Source organism: Streptomyces sp. NBC_00012 (assembly GCF_045040875.1).
Taxonomy (GTDB): domain Bacteria; phylum Actinomycetota; class Actinomycetes; order Streptomycetales; family Streptomycetaceae; genus Streptomyces.
Genome location: NZ_CP108309.1, coordinates 2,280,950 through 2,298,406 on the forward strand (window position 1 = coordinate 2,280,950; position 17,457 = coordinate 2,298,406).

Below are 17,457 nucleotides of genomic sequence, written 5' to 3' on the forward strand. Positions count from 1 at the left end.
CGGTGCGGGCGCTGCGGTGGCGGGGGGCTACACCGCACCCGCCCCGGTCAGTGCGCGGACCTCGGTCTCCGCGTGCTTGGCCTCGTCGGGCGGATCGGCGGAGGTGACCGTGCCGACCCAGCCGGCCAGGAAGCCCAGGGGGATGGAGACCAATCCGGGGTTCTCCAGCGGGAAGAGCTGGAAATCGACGCCCGGGAAGAGCGAGGCGGGGCTGCCGGAGACGACCGGCGAAAGCAACACGAGCAGCACTGCGGGAATCAGCCCGCCGTAGACGGACCAGACCGCGCCCCGGGTGGTGAAATTCCGCCAGAACAGGGAGAACAGGAGCACCGGAAGGTTGGCCGAGGCGGCGACTGCGAAAGCGAGCCCCACCAGGAACGCCACATTCAGGTCCTGGGCGATCAGCCCCAGCCCGATGGCGGCCACCCCGATCGCGGCCGCGGCCATCCTGGCCACGGCGACCTCGCTGTACTGCTTGGAGCCCGGGCGCCTGATCGAGGCGTAGAGGTCATGGGCCACTGAGGCGGATGAGGCGAGGGTGATCCCCGCGACGACCGCGAGGATGGTCGCGAAGGCTACCGCGGCGACCACAGCGAACAGGATCGCGCCCCCAGTGGACCCCTCACCGCCGCCCAGCTCCATGGCCAGCAGCGGGATCGCCGTGTTGCCCGCGGCGTTGGACGCCCGCACGTCGGCCGAACCGACCAGAGCGGCCGCTCCGAACCCGAGCGCGATCGTCATCAGATAGAAGCTGCCGATGAGCACGATCGACCAGACGACCGAACGGCGGGCCGCACGCGCGGTGGGCACGGTGTAGAACCGCGACAGGATGTGCGGCAGCCCGGCGGTACCGAGCACCAGCGCCAGTCCCAGGCTGATGAAGTCGATACGCGCGGTCCACGATCCGCCGTACCGGAGACCCGGCGCGAGGAACCTGCTTCCGTTACCACTGCGTTCGGCGGCGGAGTCGAGCAGGGCGTTGAAATCGCCGTGGAAGCGGAGCAGGACGAGAACGGTGAGCACGACCGCTCCCGCCATCAGCAGAACGGCCTTGACGATCTGGATCCAGGTGGTGGCGCGCATACCGCCGAGTGACACGTAGATGACCATGAGTGCCCCGACACCGATGACGGTCCAGGAGCGGGCGGCGCCGCTCGTACCGCCGAGGAGCAGAGCGACCAGGCTGCCCGCGCCCACCATCTGCGCCACCAGATAGAGCACGGAGACGGTGACGGACGAAGTGCCTGCCGCGATCCGGACCGGGCGCTCCGCCATCCGCGCCGCCACCACGTCGGCGAGCGTGAACCGGCCGCAGTTGCGCACCAGTTCGGCGACGAGCAGCAGGACGACGAGCCAGGCGACGAGGAAGCCGACCGAATAGAGCATGCCGTCATAGCCGAAGAGGGCGATCAGACCCGAGATGCCGAGGAATGAGGCGGCCGACATGTAGTCGCCCGCGATGGCGAAACCGTTCTCCATGGGAGAGAACAGACGGCCGCCCGCGTAGAACTCCTCCGCCGAACCATGGCGGTTGCGGCTCACCCAGGCGGTGATGGCGAGTGTCACCGCGATGAAGGCGCTGAACAGCAGAAGCGCCAGCGTCTGATGGTTCCCGTTCAACGTCCGGCCCCTCTCGTCATCTCCTGTGTCTCCCAGCGCAGTTCGAGTGCGGCCCGGTCCCTGCGCAGCCGCGCGTGGCGCGCGTACGCCCCGGTGAGCAGGAAGGTCGTGAGGAACTGCCCGAGCCCCGCGACCATCGCCACATTGACCACCCCCGCCACCGGGCGGGCCATCAGTCCGGGCGCGGTGATCGCGGCGACGACGTAGACGAGGTACCAGGCGAGGAAGGCGAGGGTGGCGGGGACGACGAACCGCCGGTACCGACGGCGCACCTCCTGGAATGCCTCGCTGCGCTGCACCTCCAGATAGATGTCGGCCGCGCTGTGGCCGCGCCGCGGGTCCGCGGGCCCGGGTGGCCCGGCGGGAGCGAAGCTTCCCGTACCGTCCAGCTCGCCCCATCCGGAGGCCAGCGCGTCGTACCACGGGTCGTCGAGTCGCATCGCTGCGGCCTCACGCCCTGCTTCCTTCTCTACGGAACAACTCCCCTTGTCCACGGACCACTTCGGCCGTGTACCCAAGAATGGGCAGATCGGGAAGATCCCGGGCAGTTCATTCGCCGGTCTTCACCTCTTCAGGTGACGGCTCGTCCGGGCGGCTGTGCGAGGCCCCGAACGTACGCATAGCGAACGGCCTGTGCCCGGTCACGCACTCCGGCCTTGGCGAAGAGATTATTGATGTGGCTTTTCACGGTGGCCTGCGAGATGTGCAGGCTGCGGGCGATCTCCGGATTGGACAGCCCCTCCGCGATCAGCACCAGCACTTCCAGCTCACGTGGCGTCAGGCCGTCGGGCAACTCCGGGTCGGGCGCCACCGGGGGCAGCGGGTCCGTGGTCACGCGCTCCAGCAGACGGCGCTGCACGCTGGGGGAGAGGCCGGCTTCGCCGGACAGCACCGCCTGGATGGCCCGCACGATCTCCTCGCCCCCGGCGTCCTTGGTGAGATAGCCGCGGGCTCCTGCCCTCAGCGCCGGGAAGAGCGAGTCGTCGTCCGCGAAGGTCGTGAGCACCACCACCTGGGTCCCCGGATGCTCCCTGCGGATCCGTCGCGTCGCCTCCGCCCCGTCGCACCGGGGCATCCGCAGATCCATCAGGACGACATCGGGGGCCAGTTCGGCCACGAGCTCCACGGCCTCCTCACCGTCCTTCGCCGATCCGACCACCTCGATTCCGGGCAACAGCCCCAACAGCATCACGATCCCCTCACGCACCACCGACTGGTCGTCGGCGACCACGACCCGCGCGTTCACGCCGGCACTCGCAGACTCACCACAAAACCCTCCTCGCCGGGACCGGCCTCCAGCGTCCCGCCCAACAGCGCGGCCCGTTCCCTCATCCCGAGCAGACCGTATCCGGCCCCACTGCCGGACAGCTCGCCCTCGGGTCTTCGTCCACCCGAATCACTGACCTCCAAGGCGACTTCGTCCGGCAAATACTCCAGCCGTACGAGAACCCTGGCTCCGGGTGCGTGCTTGCGCACATTGGTCAGGGCCTCCTGCGCCACCCGCCGGACCGTCTGCGATGCCTCGGCGGTCAGTGAACGCTGCTCGCCCTCCACGCTGACCTGCGCCGGATCCCCGACTACCAGCTGCCGCAGGAACTCCTCCACCGGAGACACCTCCCCCCGAAGCGCGGAGAGAGCCTGGTGGGTCTCCGCGAGCCCCTCACGTGCCATGGAACGTGCCGCCACGACCCGTTCCAGCACTTGGTCCCGGAACTCCCCTGCGGGCTCCCGCTCGATCAGCAGCCGTGCCGCCTCCAGATGCACCAACTGGGCGGAGAGGCTGTGGGCAAGCACATCGTGTATCTCCCGCGCTATCCTGGCCCGCTCGTCCAGCGCGGCCGTCTCGGCCTCGGCCTTGCGGGCAGCACGCTCCTGCACCAGGAGCCGCTGGGCGTTGCCCCGGGCTTCGGCATCCAGCCGGAGCACGTAGCCCGCCAGCGAGAGACCCGCTGTGGACAGGACTGTGGAGAGCCAGCCATCGGTGCTGACGGCGGCGTACGCGCCGAGTGCGACGGCCGCGGCCGGAAGGCCCGCCGTGAGCGGCAACCGCTCCAGCGCGGCGATCGCACAGCCGCACCACAGGATCACTGCAGGCACATCGGCACCGGCCTGCTGCGCCCCGAACGCCATGAGCATCAACAACGCCAGCAGTCCGAGCGACAGCCACAGCCGGTGTTCCAGACTGGTCCGGAAGAGTGCCCATGCGGCGAACGCACAGCCCAGTACGCCCACCAGACCGAGCACGATCTCCCAGGGCCCGAACCGTCCACCACTGAATGTGCCCCAGAGCATGGCGGTGAGCAGCCCCACCCGGACGGACCAGGTGAGCACCCTCCGCGGACGGGTGTGGCTCGTCCCCGACAGGGCTTCCCAGGACGGCCAGCTGGTCCAGGTCGTACGCGTCATACGCGGTCCTTCCACGCCGACCGCGACATCATCCCGTCGCCGCCCCCATACCCGGATCCACCGTACGCGGAGTCGCCGTACGCCGGACGTATCTGCCCCGCCCGCCACATCAGCGCACCTCCGCGCGCCGCCAGCATCACAGCGAGGGCCGCCAGTAGGGCCGCGGTGCCCTGGTGTATGCCCATCAGTGCGGCAGCCCCGTAGAGGGCCGCCCGCAGCACCAGTCCGGCTGTCCAGACGAAGACGGTGGCCTTGGTGCCCTTGCACCAAAGCGAGCTGTCCGCCTCACGCCACAGCCGAGTGGTCCAGGCCCAGCCGGCGCCCGTCACGAGCCCCACCATCAGCTCCGCGCCCAGGATCGCCATGGACAGCGCCGTGTGACGCGGATCCGCCAGCCCGGACTCGCGCAGCGACAGGACGAGAAGTACACCCGGCAGGATCCACCAGCGCCGGTCGTCCGTGATCTGCTGTGCCGAGCACTGACGAACGACGACAACAGCGATCACTGCGCCGATCACCAGAACGTTGACGAGCCCTGACATGGCTGCCTCCGACGTGCGGGAAGGTGAACGCCTTCGACGCTACGGAAGCGGCCGGGCCGGAGCATGGGCTCACGGGTTGATCACGGGTGGAGGTGCCGTCTCCACCCGTGGGTGGAGACGGCGTCGCTCAGACGTCGATGCGCGAGCGGTCCAGGGTGGCGGCGGAGCTGGTGATGAACTCCTTGCGCGGCGCCACCTCATTGCCCATCAGCAGATCGAAGACCTGCTCAGACGCTTCCAGGTCACCGATGTTGATCCTCCGCAGGGTGCGGTGGCGCGGGTCCATCGTGGTCTCCGCCAACTGGTCGGCGTCCATCTCGCCCAGGCCCTTGTACCGCTGGATCGAGTCCTTGTACCGGACGTTCTTCCGCTGGAGCTCCAGCAGCCGCTGGCGCAGCTCGTTGTCCGAGTACGTGTAGATGTACTTGTCCTGGCCCTTCTTCGGCTGGACCAGCTCGATCCGGTGGAGCGGGGGCACCGCGGCGAAGACCCGTCCGGCCTCGACCATGGGCCGCATGTACCGCTGAAAGAGCGTCAGCAGCAGAACGCGGATGTGCGCGCCGTCGACATCGGCGTCCACCAGCAGGACGATCTTCCCGTAGCGAGCCGCGTCGATATCGAAGGTCCGGCCGGACCCGGCTCCTATGACCTGGATGATCGCGCCGCACTCGGCGTTCTTCAGCATGTCCGAGACGGACGCCTTCTGAACGTTGAGAATCTTGCCCCGAATCGGCAGCAGCGCCTGGAACTCACTGTTCCGGGCGAGCTTCGCCGTACCGAGCGCGGAGTCGCCCTCGACGATGAACAGTTCACTGCGGTCCACGTCGTCGCTGCGGCAGTCGGCGAGCTTCGCCGGCAGCGAGGAGGACTCCAGCGCCGTCTTGCGACGCTGTGCGTCCTTGTGCTGGCGGGCCGCGATGCGCGTCCGCGCGGCCGCGACGGCCTTGTCCAGGACCGCCCTGGCCTGGGCCTTCGCGTCGCGCTTCGTCGAGGTCAGGAACGCCTTGAGTTCCTTGGCCACGACGTTGGCCACGATCCGGTTGGCCGCCGAGGTACCGAGCACCTCCTTGGTCTGGCCCTCGAACTGCGGCTCGGCCAGGCGCACGGTGACCACCGCGGTGAGGCCCTCCAGCGCGTCGTCCTTGACGATGTCGTCCTCGGCGACGCGGAGCAGTTTGGCGGAGCGCAGCGCCTCGTTGACCGTCTTGGTCACGGAGCGCTCGAATCCGGTCACATGCGTGCCGCCCTTGGGGGTGGCGATGATGTTGACGAAGGACTTCAGATTGGTGTCGTATCCGGTGCCCCAGCGCAGGGCGATGTCGACCGCGAGCTCACGCGTGACCTCGGTCGCGGTCATGTGACCGCGCTCGTCCAGGACCGGCACGGTTTCCTTGAAGGTGCCCTGCCCGGTCAGACGCAGGACGTCGCAGACCGCCTTGTCCTGGGCGAGGTACTCACAGAATTCGCTGATGCCGCCGTCGAAGCGGAAGGTCTCCTCGGTCTTGCCTTCGCCGTCGAGTCCGCGCTCGTCGCGGACCACGATCGTGAGGCCCGGAACGAGGAAGGCCGTCTGCCGCGCCCGCTGGTGGAGCGTCTCCAGGTTGAGCTTGGCGTCCTTGAGGAAGATCTGCCGGTCCGCCCAGTAACGCACCCTGGTGCCGGTGCGCGCCTTCGGCACCCGCTTGCCCTTGAGCAGGCCGTTGGCCGGGTCGAACGGACTGTCCGGCCCCTGTTCGGTGAAGATTCCAGGGACTCCGCGCCGGAAGCTGATCGAGTGCGTCGCACTGCTGCGGTCGACCTCGACGTCGAGCCGGGCGGAGAGCGCGTTGACGACGGAGGCGCCGACACCGTGCAGACCACCGGACGCGGCGTACGAGCCACCGCCGAACTTTCCACCGGCGTGCAGCTTGGTCATCACGACCTCGACGCCGGACAAACCTGTCTTGGGCTCGACATCGACGGGGATACCCCGCCCGTTGTCCCGGACCTCCACGGAATTGTCGTCGTGGAGGATGACCTCGATGTGATCGCAGTAACCGCCCAGAGCCTCGTCGACGGAGTTGTCGATGATCTCCCAGAGGCAGTGCATGAGGCCGCGGCTGTCGGTGGACCCGATGTACATCCCGGGGCGCTTGCGAACCGCTTCGAGCCCCTCGAGTACGAGCAGATGCCGCGCGGTGTAGTTGGAGCCGTCTCGGTCTGCTCCGGTCAGCAGCGCAGTGGACGGCACGGACGTATCGGCGGTCACGCGGTTCGCTCCTCGCTGAATTTCATTTGAGGCCCAGTGGGTAACGGGCTCGGCTTCGGTCGCCGCTGAGAGGGTACCGAGGCCTGGTAGAGCGGTTGTAACGCCACCCTTCGACAACCCTCACACTAGTCCAGCCTCGCATACACGTTCGATCCCTCGTAGGAGTGACGCGAACATCACGTTCCCTTCCAGGCATGAACCATTTAGGCTCCGGGCACGTCCTCATGAACAAACCGGCAAGCCAGCCGGGAGGATCCCACCAAGACAAGCAATGCGAAACCGTAGCGCTACGCAATACGGCACATTCGCCGCCAACCGGCAACAGACAGCCATCTCGAGAAGAAGTTTCGAAGAAAAGCCACGAGCGGGAACGTTTTCGGCCTGGTTGGATGTTGACCCTGGTACGACAGCTCGTCGAGCTAGAGAAGAGGCGACGTGACTACTGTTCTGACCCCCGCGAGCCCGCTGACCGCAGCAGACCGCTGTGACCGTTGCGGCGCCCAGGCATATCTGCGCGTCGTCCTCATCAGCGGCGGTGAACTGCTCTTCTGCGCCCACCACGGTCGCAAGTTCGAGCCGGAACTCAAGAAGATCGCCGCGGAAATACAGGATGAGACGGACCGGCTCACGGCTGTGCAGGCCCAAGCCGCCGAAGAGGAACAACACTGACACCTCGCATCCACGACGAGCAAGGGCCAGGTCCCGGACCTGCCGACGGGCGGCTCCCCAGAAGGGGGCCGCCCGTTCTCGTACCTGCGCGGTGATGCTGTTCAGCCGACGTCCGGCATCCAGCCGATCGCAGCGGAGATCCGCGTGTACACGCCCGGGCTCCCGGCCCGGGCACAGCCGTTCCCCCAGGAGACCAGCCCGATAAGCCGCCCACGGGCCACCAGCGGCCCGCCGCTGTCGCCCTGGCATGCATCGTGCCCGCCCAGCAGTTCGCCCGCGCAGAGCATCGCTGAGGCGTCGTACGTGCCGTTCCTGCCGCCCGAGTATGCCTGCGCGCACGCGGCTTCGGGCAGAACGCTCACTTTCGCGGACCGCAGCGACGACGTGTAGTCGCTGTTGCCCGTTGTGTCACCCCATCCGTAGACGACCGCCTCGGTGCCCGGTACATACGCCTCGTCGCCGGCTTCGGCCATCGGGATCGCGCTCTTCTCGGGGAGCGCCTCGACGAGGGTGAGCACTGCCAGGTCCCCCGCGTTCGTGAGGGGATTGAATCCCGGGTTGGTCCACGTCTCCCGTACGGCGATCTCCTGGCCCCCGGTCCCGCGCAGGTCATCGCGGCCCGCGATGACCCGCAGATCACGCAAGCCGGCGACATCGACGCCGAGCGCCTCGCGGCTCAGGCAGTGCGCTGCGGTCAGCACCTTCTTCGGCGCCACCACGACTCCGCCGCAGAACTGGCCGGCGCGCGCTTCTCCGAACCGGTCGCGGCTGGAAAGAGCCACGACCCAGGGGCTGTCCTTGACGTGTGCGGGCTGACCACCGATGACGATGCCGTCCTCGGCTGCCCAGGCAGGAGATCCGAGCGGTATCAGGGCTGTGGCGGCAACCAGGGCGAACGCCCGGGTCAAGGCGCGGAAGACGGTACGGGACATGCGCACTCCTGACTCTGTGGTGAACCATTCCCACCCAGAGTCATCCCGCCGGTCGCCCACCGCACGCGTTGATAGGCCGAGGGCCCGGCTCCCCCAATGGGATCCGGGCCCTCGGTCCGTGTACTTCTGCGACCTAGTCGAGGTAGTCGCGCAGCACCTGCGAACGCGACGGGTGGCGCAGCTTCGACATGGTCTTCGACTCGATCTGACGGATGCGCTCACGCGTCACGCCGTAGACCTTGCCGATCTCGTCCAGGGTCTTCGGCTGGCCGTCGGTGAGACCGAAGCGCATCGAGACGACGCCGGCCTCACGCTCGGAGAGCGTGTCGAGCACCGAGTGCAGCTGCTCCTGGAGGAGCGTGAAGCTGACCGCGTCGGCCGGGACGACCGCCTCGGAGTCCTCGATCAGGTCACCGAACTCGCTGTCCCCGTCCTCACCCAGCGGGGTGTGGAGGGAGATCGGCTCACGACCGTACTTCTGGACCTCGATGACCTTCTCGGGGGTCATGTCGAGTTCCTTGGCCAGCTCCTCCGGCGTGGGCTCACGGCCCAGGTCCTGGAGCATCTGACGCTGCACACGGGCGAGCTTGTTGATGACCTCGACCATGTGCACCGGGATACGGATGGTGCGGGCCTGGTCGGCCATGGCGCGGGTGATCGCCTGACGGATCCACCAGGTGGCGTACGTGGAGAACTTGTAGCCCTTGGTGTAGTCGAACTTCTCGACCGCGCGGATCAGACCGAGGTTGCCTTCCTGGATGAGGTCCAGGAAGAGCATGCCGCGGCCGGTGTAACGCTTGGCCAGCGACACCACGAGACGGAGGTTGGCCTCCAGGAGGTGGTTCTTGGCGCGGCGACCGTCCTCGGCGATGATCTCCAGCTCGCGCTTGAGCTTCGGAGCGAGCTTGTCGGAGTTCGCCAGCTTGTCCTCGGCGAACAGACCGGCCTCGATGCGCTTGGCGAGCTCGACCTCCTGCTCGGCGTTGAGGAGGGGAACCTTGCCGATCTGCTTCAGGTAGTCCTTGACCGGGTCGGCGGTGGCGCCGGCGACGGCGACCTGCTGCGCAGGTGCGTCGTCCTCGTCGTCGTCGGAGAGGACGAAGCCCTTGTTCTCGCCCTCGCCCTCCTCTTCCTCGCCCTTGCCAGCCTTTACTTCCTCGACCGCCTCGTCTCCGTCGAGGAGCTCGTCGTCCTGCTTTCCGGACTTCTTCGATGCCGTCTTCTTGGCCGCCGTCTTCTTCACGGCGGTCTTCTTGGCAGCCGTCTTCTTGGCTGCTGTCTTCTTCGCAGGGCCGGCCGTGGCAGCGTCGTCAGCCACCACGTCCACGGTCTCTGCCGACGGAGCGGCAGTGGCCGCGACAGTCCTGGTCACGGTTGTCTTGGCCGCGACAGTCTTGGTGGCGGTGCGCTTGACCGGGCTCTTCGCTGCGACGCTCTTGCGGGCACGTTTGGACGGCTCCGCGGCACTGACCATCAGCGTCACACCCTCTTCCTCGAGGATCTGGTTGAGGCTGCGCAGAACATTCTTCCACTGGGTTGGCGGAATCTGGTCAGCCTCGAAGGCCCGACGCACGTCATCGCCGGCGATCTGCCCATCAGCCTTTCCCCGCTCGATGAGCGCCATCACAGACTCGGACTCGGCGATCTCCGGCGGGAGCGTACGGGATGTGCTGGCCGACACGAACAACCTCTCGGAACGATGGAAACGGCTTCCGGCCCGGCCCTGGAGAGGGCTGGAGCCGACGACCGCCGGGCTGGGAATGTACCGGCGGCGCGGGTTTGGCCTCAGAACTGCACAGCGCACTTAACGGCTGCTGTATTCCTTCCGCGACGGTCACCTCTTAAGTCATCGCACTGTTTCGAGGAGTGTTACGCCCAATCCGCGTGGCCCGAGTCACACCTCATTTGCGATGAACGTGACCAAGGGTGCAAATTCCCCATAACTGTGCCGCCGGACCGTGGCGGCCGCCCGGCGCACGCGGTTCACACACCCTGGCCGTGTTGCGCTCAGTGCTCGCGGGGCGCCGGCACCACACGCTCCACCTCGGGGTGGACCACGAGCAGTTGACGCATGGCCGCTTCGGCACCCGCCGCGTCACCGGACGCCAGGGCGTCGACGATCCGGGCGTGGTGGCCGAGGGACGCCTCGCCCGGGCGGTCACAGCCCGTGACCGGTCCGCCCGAAACCTGCAGCGCCGCGGACACGATGCCCGAGAGGTGCTCCAGCATGCGGTTGCCCGCCGCCTGGATGAGCAGGGAGTGGAACTCCGCGTCGGCCCGGGAACAGGTGATCGCGTCGCCCTGCCCGACCGCGTGCCCCATGATCTCGACCATGTCACCGAGGCGCTGCTGAATGTCCTCACGGCCGTGGCCCGCGGCGAGACGAGCGGCAAGGGGTTCGATCGTCCATCGGAGCTCCCCGAGCTCGCGACGCTGGTCCTCGCGCTGAGGACCGAAGGCGCGCCATTCGATGATGTCGGGGTCCAGCAGGTTCCAGTCGCTGACGGGGCGCACCCGGGTGCCCACGTTGGGCCGGGCGCTGACCAGGCCTTTGGCTTCGAGGACACGCAGCGACTCGCGTACGACGGTGCGGGAGACCTCGAAACGCTGGCCGATCTCTTCCGGCACGAGGGGGCGGTCGGCGCCCAGGTCACCGGAGACGATCATCTGCCCCAGCTGCTGAACGAGCTGGCCGTGGAGGCCGCGGCCGCGGCTGGCCGAGCCCCGCCGGCCCACCCGGCCGAGGTCGGCGTCGGGACCGTCCCAGGAGCGAAGAGCGGCTCGCTCGCCGGCCGGCGCCTCCGCGTACGAGTAGCGATCGGTTTCACCCGGGCCGGCGAGGCCGGAATCGGCGGAGCGGGCGGCGGTCATCATGGTGTGCGCAAGGGTACTCACGCATCCTTTGTCGGCGTAGCTCACTCGGCTCTTGAGGTCTTTGGTGAAAAGCACACGAAAGGGTGATCGGCACCCGCCCCCCAATTGACGCTTTACTGGTATAAACCGGGCATTCCCAAGAGGACTACGAGGCTTGACTCGATCCGGCAGCCCTCTGCGACCGCCAACGGACCCTGCCGTGAAGGCCGGTGAACAGATATGCGCAGGCCAGAACCGACAGCGAGAGCGCCAACGCGGCCCCCACCGGATGTGCCACGACGCCCACGGCGAGGGCGATCCATCGGTCCGTCTCGTGCGGCCAGCGCGGCCACATCAGTTCACGGAGCCTGGCCGCCAACCCGGCGACCGGGCGGGATCCCGGCCCCATCAGCACCATCTGGACAAGCGGCACAACAAGTACGGGAACAGCAAGCACCGCGGCGACACCGGCCGTCGTCGCCCTGAAGACCCCAGCGGCCAGAAGACCCGCCCAGGCGCAGCCCACGGTCAGCGCCACCCAGCTCGTGCCCAGAGAAACCGAATTCGGCGGCACATGGATCCAGTCACGGCCGTACACGAGGCGAAGGGTTTCGACGGAGACCAGCACGACGGCCAGGGCGAGCACCACGGCGACGCCCGCGGACACCGCCAGTTTAGCCAGAAGCAGCCCCAGGCGGCGGGGGACGGTGCCACGGTCCGCGGCGAGCGCGGGGTAGCGGAATTCGTCACCGAAGGAGAGTGCGCCGAGCAGTCCGGCTCCGACCGCCGCAGGCGGCAGGGGCAGCAGCGACGGCCAGGCCGCCAGCACCCTCGGCAACGTCGCATGGCCGTTGCGGGCGAGGAGCACGGAGAGTCCGACGGAGACGGCCAGAACAGCGGCCATGATCAACGTGGTTGTTCTGACGCCGAGCAGACGGCGCAACTCGTAGCGCAGCGGATGAAGCGGACCGCGGGCCGGGCGGCGCCGGATGGGAAGCGCCGTCTCCGGCACCGATGCCCGCATGTCCCCTCGCGCGCCCGGTCGCGGATCTCCCGCCCCTTCGCCACGGCCTCGCCCTGCGAGGTCTGCGGGGTGTGCAGGGCCTGCGGGGTGTGCGTGATCTCTGGGGTCCGTAGGCCCCGTGGGATTTGCGGGGCCCGCAAGGGCTCCTGGGTCGGTTGAGCCCTCGGGGCCCGTGGGCCCCATGCCGCCCCTGGGCGTCGTGGGGCCGCCGTCACCGATCTCGTCGGCCAGTTGATGGACCGGAAGCCCGTGCCGGAACGCCGTGTCGCCGATCTCCGCACACGAGGCGCCATACACCGCGAGACGGCCGCCGGCTTCGGCTACCACCTCCACCGAGCGCCGGGCCGCTCGGGCCTCGCGGCTGACCATTGCGGCGAGGCGAGCCGCGTGTGGGGTCCGGACCGCGACCCGTGGGCGGAGGCGGGTCCGGGAGAAGTCATCGACGTCCTGGTCGGCGACCAGGCGACCGCCGTCGATGGTGACGACGCGGTCGGCGGCCCGCGCGGCCTCCTTGGGGTCCGTCGTGGAGTACAGAACGGTCCCGCCCCGGCCCGCATGGGCCTGCAACAGTCCGTGCACCCAACAGCCCTCGCGTGGAGCGAGGCCTTCCGTCGGATCGTCGAGGACGAGTGTGTGCGGATCGCCCAGCAGCGCCGAAGCGAGGGCGAGGCGTCTGTCCATGCCAAGCGAGAGTGAGCCGATGCGCTGGTCACGGAGCCCGGCGAGGCCTACGAGCTCAAGCAGCTCATCGGCCCGTGCCGCGGGTACACCTCCGGCCGCGCACAGCATCCGGAGCTGACCGCGAGCCGTACGGACAGGGTGCCCCGGCACGTCGCCGAGCAGCACTCCCACCTCACGCGCGGGGTGCGGGATCCGGTGCATCGGTCTGCCCCGGAAGTAAGTGATCCCCCGCCCCGAGTCGAGCTCGAGCATGAGGCGGAGAGCTGCGGTCTTGCCTGAGCCCGGGGCGCCCAGAAGTGCGGTGACATGGCCCGGCCGGGCTTCGAAGGTGAGATCGTCCACGGCGGCCCGAAGACCGCGGCGGGGCGTACTGGTGAGTCCGATGGCCTGGAGCATCGCTTCCCTCGCGGAAGGTGAGACCGCTCGACGGCAGTGCGGGTACCGCAGAACGATAACGCGACTTATCGGACTTTTTGTGCAGCGCCAGGCCTGTGGGCGTTCCGCGAGGTCAGACTTCCGGCCTCAGCATCGGGGGGTTGAGCACGGTGGCCGCACCGGCCCGGAAGAGCTGGGCTGGGCGGCCGCCCTGGCGTGTGGTCGTCCCGCCGGTGGGCACCAGGAAGCCGGGGGTGCCGGTGACCTTGCGATGGAAGTTCCGCGGGTCGAGAACCACTCCCCACACCGCCTCGTACACTCTCCGGAGCTCGCCGACCGTGAACTCCGGCGGACAGAAAGCGGTGGCCAGGGAGGAGTATTCGATCTTGGAACGGGCGCGTTCGACCCCGTCGGCAAGGATCTGTGCGTGATCGAAGGCCAGCGGGGCCTGGTTTTCGCCCTCGTGGCCAAGGCTCCCGTCCGCCCCGAGCAGGTCTTCGACGGAGGCCCATCGCGCACTGTTCGCATCGCCGCCCGCCCGCGGGGCCGGCAGATCGGGCGCCAGGGCGAGATGGGCGACACTGACGACTCGCATCCGCGGGTCACGACTTGGGGCGCCGTAGGTGGCGAGCTGTTCGAGGTGGGCACCGTTCCCGACCGCCGGGGCTGCCGGATCCTGGGCGCACAGACCGGTCTCCTCGACGAGCTCGCGCGCAGCTGCGGCACCGAGATCCTCATCGGCTCTGACGAATCCGCCGGGCAGCGCCCATCGCCCCTGGAACGGTGGCTCACCACGGCGCACCACCAGCGCGCAGAGCGCGTGGCGGCGCACCGTGAGCACGACCAGGTCGACGGTGACAGCGAAGGGCGGGAAGGTCGACGGGTCGTAGGGCGGCATGCCGTGATCATAGTCGTCTGCCTGACGATAAACACTCCCTTCGCGGTGCTCTTCCAGGAGCTCTTGGAAGAGCACGATCAGCACGGCAGGGGCCGGCCGACAATCGCAGCACGCACCCGCACCCCCACTGGCATCGGTTTCGCCGCGCGGACCGTCCATTCCTCTGAGCCGACGACGTCCGGAGCACTGGATGCAGCTCCCTGTCCTGATGCAACGTCAGAACACATGCCGCCACGGCACCGCAGGGCCCTGGGCCGGGTATCTCAATGTGCGGCGGTGACGCGAGGCGTCGCGGCAGCAGGGGCATGCGGGGTCATCCGTCGTCACGGGATACACGCCGACCGTGGGTGGACTGCCCGGACCGACGCCTGGTGGTCGCCGATTCGGGACGGGTGGAGCCGGACGAGGGCTTCTTCCGGCGCGCGGTGGTCGGCCGCGCTGTGCGGGGTCGCGTGCTCCGGTCCGTCCGGTGCCCACGACGCCCCGTCCGCGCACTGCGCTCCCCGCGCAGGCATCGACGCAGGGTCTCCGGGTCGAGGCCCTGGTTGCACGCCTCGTGGAGCAGTTGGGCGAAGGTGTACGTGGGATCCGCGCGCAGGGCGAGGCCCAGGGCAACCCTCGCGCCCGGTTCGTCGCCCGTCGACCACGAGACCCATCCGGCCAGGGTCAGCGGTGCCGCGGCATGCTCCTCGTACGGTGCCACGCAACGACGGGCCAGTGCGCGCCAGAGCCGCAGCGCCGAAGCGGCTTCCGGGCCTTCCATCCACTCCGCTGCCCTGTCGCGGGTTTCCCGATCCTGCAGGCCGAGGATCACCGCGGCTGCCTCGTCGTGACTGATCAGCCGGTCATCGCTGAAGTCCGAGGCGGACGGCGCCGCCACCGGCGCCTCCTTGAGGCGTTGCATGAGCTGCCGGGCCAGGTCCAGGGTCTCGCGGGCAACATCCTTGCGTGCCGCTTCATCGAGGAGTCTGGGCATCATCTCGACACCCGTCGAATCGAGCGCGCGTTGCTGACCTGCTGCCGCCGAGGTCGTGAGAGGTGCGAGCCTCGCTTCCATCTCCCGTAGCGTTCCGCGTACTTGAATACCCGCGTAAGCGGCAGCGGCCGCCATCACCGAGGTGCCGGGCATGGCCAGCTGGTTGCCCTCCGCCGGACAGCAACGCTTGTCCGGACAGCAGTAGGACCAGAAACGCCCAGGGGGATCTCTGACCTGCGGCGTCTCTGCAAAAACCCGATTGACCTGCTAAAACTGCTGCCATCATTTGGCGCTGTTTCGCGTCGTTAGTCGCTGCCTTGTGCCCTCACTGTGCCCTCTGACTATTGCCGAGGGCACAACGTGCCCCGCGCTCGTGCCGCCAACGCGAAAGCAGCCTCTTCTACAGCGCAGTGCCCCCGCTCTCCGTCTACGGAGCGGGGGCACTGTCGTATGCGGGGCCGAGCACGGGTCACTGCTTCGACGCGTGCCAGATGCCCGGGGCGTGGATGTCCTCCCACACCTCGATCGGCCCGAACTCGTCGTGCCACACAGTCCGCGTGACCAGCACCGGCACCGCCACGTCGGCATCCGCTGGCACGGGGATCTCTAGGGCTGCGATCTCATCCCGCGTCGCGTGCCGGGCTGCGCGAAGCTCCGGGGAGCCGTGGATGGGGCGACCGGTCGCCTCTTCGTAGTCCTCGTGCCACAGGCGCTCGAGGCGCCCCTGCTGGAGCAGGATCGGGACTTCGGCAAGCGCACGCATGTGGATCACGGAGATGCCGAGGATGACCGGCTTCCCGTCCTGGCGGAACACGCGTCGCCGGACGACCACCTCGTCGTGAGGCTCGATCTCCAGGTCACGGCAGATACCCGGGTCAGCGCAGGACCGTAGGACCGCCTCGTGACCGGTGGAGGTTTCGCCGGGGGCGTAGTTGCTGCCGCCGTCCTTGAGCCGGTCAACCCGGGCCGCGCCGGTCGGCGGAGCGACGAGGGGCCGCCGGGTGACGGTTGTGCCGGCGCCCGCGTTCGTCGCGATCAGGCCCTCCTTCCTGAGCACCTCGTAGGACCGGGCAGCGGTGTTCCGCGCCACGCCGTGCTCCTCGGCTACTGCGTTCACGGTCGGCATGGCGTCACCGGGACGGAGGTCCCCCGCCGCGATAAGCCGCCGGTAGTGGGCCGCGACGTCCGCATACCCCTTGCGGGCTCCCATGTTGATCTCCCTCCTCCGTGGCCACGGATCGCAGCCAACACATAGAACGTACCACCGCTGAGTGGTAGTACGTACCCTGCAACACGTGGTACGTTCTACCTACGTTCCACGGTGACACCGGGGCGAGACAACTCCACAACGGTCACCCGGACCGGAATACGGGAGGGCACGCGGAGTACCGGCATCGACTTGTCTGCCACCGGCTCCGGCCCTACGCGAAAGGGGTCACAGCCGGAAGCCGGAGAAGCACCGTCGCTGGTGCAGAAGCAACAACTGATCTTTGACGCGGGCCCGCCCCTTGCGGGCGGGCCTTCGCGTGTCCGAGCAGTGACCAGGCGTCCCACCAGATGGGGCGGCCGTTGGCCGCTCGGCCACTCCTACGGCTCCATCGGCGCTACGACCGCCCGGGGCTGTGTACCTGCACCGATCACCCCAGGAGGTCCCCATGGGCCGCACCATCCGTACCGCCCGCTTCGGCCGCGTGTTCCGTACCGTCGCCGATGCCGTCCGCTCGGTCGTCGCCCCGGCCGCCCTGGTCCGCACCGCCGACACCGACCCGACGGTCCCGGACCCGGCCGACGTCTTCACCGACGAGGAGATGCCGACCGCCGAGGCGATCGAGGAAGCCGCGGCCGCGTACGACATCGCCGTCGACCAGGCCCGCGCCGCCGACCGCACCAAGCGGAAGGCGAAGAAGACGTTGGGTCGACTGCCCGCCGGCCTTTACGGCCGCTGGCAGGTCGAGCGGGTGCAGTCCTCGCGGCTGACCCCGGACCTCGAATCGATCCGCGACACCTACGCCCGGCTCGGCCTCGGTCCGGTTCCGATGCGGCCCTGCGCCCCGTCGCTCCGCATCACCGAGCTGGCCGCCGTCCAGGCGCTGCCCACCCCGGCCGCCGACGACGCGCCCCTCCTGGCCGCGGCCTGACCTGTTCACCGGCTGGCCCCGTACAACGCAGAGGCCCCCGGGTGGCCTACGACGCCGCCCCGGGGGCCTTCACGCTCCGACCGAATCACCAGGGA

14 protein-coding genes and 1 pseudogene are annotated in these 17,457 nt (G+C 68.7%); 2 read left to right on the plus strand and 13 right to left on the minus strand.

Annotation, left to right across the window (positions count from 1 at the left end; translation table 11 throughout):
- Nucleotides 1-27: 27 nt before the first annotated feature.
- The 6 genes from OHA19_RS10500 to OHA19_RS10525 form a co-directional block, all read right to left on the minus strand.
- Complete coding sequence (locus OHA19_RS10500) at nucleotides 28-1,620, minus strand: cation acetate symporter (protein WP_405717004.1); 1,593 nt, start codon at nucleotides 1,618-1,620, stop codon at nucleotides 28-30.
- Nucleotides 1,617-2,060, minus strand: coding sequence for a DUF485 domain-containing protein (locus OHA19_RS10505; RefSeq protein WP_405721936.1), 444 nt, complete (start codon nucleotides 2,058-2,060; stop codon nucleotides 1,617-1,619). Before OHA19_RS10505 ends, OHA19_RS10500 begins: the two co-directional genes overlap by 4 nt.
- Before the next feature lie 131 nt (nucleotides 2,061-2,191).
- The gene (locus OHA19_RS10510; protein WP_405717003.1) at nucleotides 2,192-2,866 is read right to left on the minus strand and encodes a response regulator; all 675 of its coding nucleotides are present in this window, start codon (nucleotides 2,864-2,866) and stop codon (nucleotides 2,192-2,194) included.
- A complete protein-coding gene (locus tag OHA19_RS10515; protein WP_405717002.1) occupies nucleotides 2,863-4,026 on the minus strand; it encodes a sensor histidine kinase in 1,164 nt (387 codons plus the stop codon). The genes OHA19_RS10510 and OHA19_RS10515 overlap by 4 nt, the downstream gene beginning before the upstream one ends.
- Complete coding sequence (locus OHA19_RS10520) at nucleotides 4,023-4,568, minus strand: DUF1453 domain-containing protein (RefSeq protein WP_405717001.1); 546 nt, start codon at nucleotides 4,566-4,568, stop codon at nucleotides 4,023-4,025. The genes OHA19_RS10515 and OHA19_RS10520 overlap by 4 nt, the downstream gene beginning before the upstream one ends.
- 127 nt (nucleotides 4,569-4,695) lie before the next feature.
- Entirely contained in the window at nucleotides 4,696-6,816 is a 2,121-nt protein-coding gene (locus OHA19_RS10525; protein ID WP_317862319.1) for a DNA topoisomerase IV subunit B, read from the minus strand.
- 435 nt (nucleotides 6,817-7,251) lie between these two features.
- Between OHA19_RS10525 and OHA19_RS10530 the strand changes: the two genes are divergently transcribed.
- A complete protein-coding gene (locus OHA19_RS10530) occupies nucleotides 7,252-7,485 on the plus strand; it encodes a hypothetical protein (protein ID WP_024489001.1) in 234 nt (77 codons plus the stop codon).
- A gap of 101 nt (nucleotides 7,486-7,586) precedes the next feature.
- Here OHA19_RS10530 and OHA19_RS10535 read toward each other — a convergent pair whose 3' ends face one another.
- From OHA19_RS10535 to OHA19_RS10565, 7 genes and pseudogenes are all read right to left on the minus strand, one after another.
- Nucleotides 7,587-8,417: a S1 family peptidase gene (locus tag OHA19_RS10535; protein WP_405717000.1), complete on the minus strand. Its 831-nt coding sequence runs from the start codon at nucleotides 8,415-8,417 to the stop codon at nucleotides 7,587-7,589.
- Nucleotides 8,418-8,550: 133 nt separating this feature from the next.
- On the minus strand, nucleotides 8,551-10,098 hold the full coding sequence (locus tag OHA19_RS10540; protein ID WP_405749974.1) for an RNA polymerase sigma factor: 1,548 nt from the start codon (nucleotides 10,096-10,098) through the stop codon (nucleotides 8,551-8,553).
- 326 nt (nucleotides 10,099-10,424) lie between these two features.
- Nucleotides 10,425-11,312, minus strand: a complete 888-nt coding sequence (locus tag OHA19_RS10545; protein ID WP_405716998.1) for a FadR/GntR family transcriptional regulator — start codon at nucleotides 11,310-11,312, stop codon at nucleotides 10,425-10,427.
- A 124-nt stretch (nucleotides 11,313-11,436) separates the two neighbouring features.
- A complete protein-coding gene (locus OHA19_RS10550) occupies nucleotides 11,437-13,371 on the minus strand; it encodes an ATP-binding cassette domain-containing protein (protein WP_405749976.1) in 1,935 nt (644 codons plus the stop codon).
- 112 nt (nucleotides 13,372-13,483) lie between these two features.
- Nucleotides 13,484-14,248: an NUDIX domain-containing protein gene (locus OHA19_RS10555; RefSeq protein ID WP_405716996.1), complete on the minus strand. Its 765-nt coding sequence runs from the start codon at nucleotides 14,246-14,248 to the stop codon at nucleotides 13,484-13,486.
- Between the two features lie 313 nt (nucleotides 14,249-14,561).
- Nucleotides 14,562-15,443: pseudogene (locus tag OHA19_RS10560) on the minus strand (DUF4192 domain-containing protein); the annotation flags it as partial.
- 250 nt (nucleotides 15,444-15,693) lie between these two features.
- Nucleotides 15,694-16,434 carry a GntR family transcriptional regulator gene (locus OHA19_RS10565; RefSeq protein WP_405749977.1) on the minus strand — a complete coding sequence of 247 codons (741 nt, stop codon included), beginning with the start codon at nucleotides 16,432-16,434 and terminating at the stop codon, nucleotides 15,694-15,696.
- A gap of 445 nt (nucleotides 16,435-16,879) precedes the next feature.
- On the opposite strand from OHA19_RS10565, the gene OHA19_RS10570 reads away from it, so the two are divergent.
- On the plus strand, nucleotides 16,880-17,362 hold the full coding sequence (locus tag OHA19_RS10570) for a hypothetical protein (RefSeq protein ID WP_405749979.1): 483 nt from the start codon (nucleotides 16,880-16,882) through the stop codon (nucleotides 17,360-17,362).
- Nucleotides 17,363-17,457: the final 95 nt, after the last annotated feature.